Annotated in this window: 4 protein-coding genes and 1 pseudogene; 3 read left to right on the top strand and 2 right to left on the bottom strand. The window is 47.2% G+C overall.

Annotated elements, in window-relative coordinates; translation table 11 throughout:
* Positions 1-338 (bottom strand): ATP-binding cassette domain-containing protein (locus H6F50_RS26640; protein ID WP_199292310.1); only part of this gene is annotated, 338 nt, incomplete at its 3' end.
* Positions 328-1,221, bottom strand: a complete 894-nt coding sequence (locus tag H6F50_RS22005; RefSeq protein ID WP_190410571.1) for a branched-chain amino acid ABC transporter permease — start codon at positions 1,219-1,221, stop codon at positions 328-330. The genes H6F50_RS22005 and H6F50_RS26640, both read right to left, overlap by 11 nt.
* Before the next feature lie 116 nt (positions 1,222-1,337).
* Between H6F50_RS22005 and H6F50_RS22000 the strand changes: the two genes are divergently transcribed.
* From H6F50_RS22000 to pgi, 3 genes and pseudogenes are all read left to right on the top strand, one after another.
* Complete coding sequence (locus tag H6F50_RS22000) at positions 1,338-1,556, top strand: hypothetical protein (protein ID WP_190410570.1); 219 nt, start codon at positions 1,338-1,340, stop codon at positions 1,554-1,556.
* Between the two features lie 107 nt (positions 1,557-1,663).
* Complete coding sequence (locus H6F50_RS21995; RefSeq protein WP_190410569.1) at positions 1,664-1,921, top strand: cytotoxic translational repressor of toxin-antitoxin stability system; 258 nt, start codon at positions 1,664-1,666, stop codon at positions 1,919-1,921.
* Between the two features lie 233 nt (positions 1,922-2,154).
* Positions 2,155-2,519: pseudogene (gene pgi, locus H6F50_RS21990) on the top strand (glucose-6-phosphate isomerase); the annotation flags it as partial.

The raw sequence follows: 2,519 nt of genomic DNA, 5'->3' as shown, positions 1-2,519 counted from the left end.
GGCTGCAACGAATGAATCGGTTCGCCGTCAAAAATCACCCGCCCTTTGTCTGGATGAATGAAGTTTGATAGGAGATTAAATAGCGTCGTTTTGCCAGCACCATTCGGGCCAATCAGTCCCGTGATACTGCCTTGCGGTACCGTAATCTCGACATTATCGACAGCCCGAACTCCGCCGAAGCTTTTACAGAGTCCGCTGGCAGCGAGTAAAGCGATTTCTGAGAGTGGGGGTTTTGGGTCTGCTTCGACTAAATCGGGGCTTTCTTCGAGATGCTTGCCGCCCCCATTTAAAGACCCCTCAGACAACCGATTGGGCGGAATGTGCGAGTTATTTGCCAAGGGTCAGTTCCTCTTTTTTCCCTAAGATACCTTGTGGACGCCAAACCATCAGCACCATCAGGATTAAACCAATCACCATGATTCTAAATGCCCCTTCCCGCGAGGCATCCAGTTGCACCAACTGAGGTAAGTAAAAGCGAGTCAAACTATCGTAACCCCAGAAAATCACCGCCCCCAGGATTGTGCCCACGTTGTTACCCGCACCGCCCAAGACAACAATCGTCCAAGCGTAGAAAGTCGTCAGTGGCTCAAAGTTATTCGGGTAAACCGTTGTCGTCTGCCATGCCAAAAAAGCCCCAGCGACTCCGGCGATCGCGCCTCCCAGCATAAAAGATTGTAGTTTGTACCAAAAGACATTTTTTCCTAATGCTTTGGGAATTTGCTCATCTTCTCGAATCGCTTTTAGCACTCGACCCCAAGGCGATCGCACCAACGTCTCCAGCAGCCAAAACGTCAACCCCAATACCAGCAGCGACAACACCATCAAACCAAGCTTATCTCCTGGTGGCAAGGCATATCCATATACCCCAAACGATCCTTGCCGAAATTCTTTGCCCATTGGCAATGGCTGATTATTGACAACTAAACGGAGCAATTCGGAAACGCCGATGGTCACGATTGCTAAGTAATCCTCGCGCAACCGTAGAGTTGATAATCCGATTAACAGTCCTAGCAGCGCTGCTAAAACAGCACCGATAGCCACCCCGAAAATTAGGGGAACCCCCTGCAAGCTCAACAACACTGTGGTGTATGCACCGACTGTCATAAAGGCAATATGCCCAAAATTAATCAGTCCGGTGAAGCCCCACTGTAAATTTAAACCCAAGCTAAACAGGGCAAAAATTGTCGTAGAAATTGTCAAAAAGATGAGATAGCCAACCATGCCACGCTTGTGAGACTCAATAAACTATAAACTCTAAGCTCTAAGCTTTAGATTGTCCAAGATCCCTCTAACAAGAAGGCTCTAGGGAATGTTACGTTGTTCGCCAGTGTTTAATTATGAATTTTCTCAGAGGTCGATTACAACGCTTAACTGCTCAGCTACCCGATTTAATCGATCAACTCGCTGATGACAACTTGGATGACGCCTGGAAAGTTCTACAACAGATTTATTATGACCTGTATATGCTCAAAGCCATCCAAGAGTCGAAGCATACCGTACAGCCGGGGGAAACCCTAACTCGCGAAGAAGCTCTCCGGATGTTGCACTTCCCCTAAGTTTTCCCCTGTTCGTCGGCTGAATCAAGGGGTAAAAATCGCTTTTAGCCAAATTTCGCAGTAAAAAGAAAAAGTATCTGCCATTTGGAGTAAGAGCCAGTTGCCCTGTGAAACTAGAAGTGCGCTATGCCCGGTCTTTTCTGCGAGACCTGAAGAACTTAGAATACGCAGCTAGAGAGCGGATATATGAATTCGTCTTTGAGGAGTTCATGCGGATCGAGCGAATTACCGATTTGCCGGAACTCCGGGGAATCGGGTCTGATAGTATCTTCTACCGCTTTACGATAGATGACTATCTGATTGCGATTGAAGTGACCGGGCATCTTGTTAAATTTCTGCGGGTTCTGCCCAAACCGCGTCTTTAAGAGGCTTTCGAGTTGAAAGCCGGTCGTTGTAAGACCGAATAGAGCAGTCTAATTGAATTTTCCTGGCTATCTCAGATAAATCTAGCTGTACAGGACTCTAAAGGAATTCTGAATCTCAATTTGGGGTAGGAGAATTACCCAATTAACGGATTGACAGGCTAATTCGTCAAAAGTGATGCTGAAGCTTACCTTAAACTTGTGTTGACTGGAAACACGCTTATTGAGATTTACTTATGGATGCTGCTGCACTTTGGCAACGTTACCAAGAATGGCTCTACTACCATGAGGGATTAGACTTTTACCTCGATGTCAGCCGGATGCGGTTTGATAGTGAGTTTGTCGAGGCGATGCAGCCGAGGTTTGAGAAGGCGTTTCAGGAGATGGAGGCACTGGAGGGAGGCGCGATCGCAAACCCTGATGAAAACCGCATGGTAGGTCACTACTGGCTGCGCGACCCGGATTTAGCGCCCACTCCGGAAATCAAACAACAGATTGTCCAAACTTTAGAGCAGATTGAAGCATTTGCCCAAAAAATCCACAGCGGCGAAATTCATCCACCCAACGCTCCTAAGTTTACCGATATTGTTTCCATCGGTAT

The sequence above is a fragment of the Coleofasciculus sp. FACHB-712 genome (assembly GCF_014695635.1).
GTDB lineage: Bacteria > Cyanobacteriota > Cyanobacteriia > Cyanobacteriales > FACHB-T130 > FACHB-T130.
This window is presented reverse-complemented; position numbering and strand designations above follow the sequence as displayed.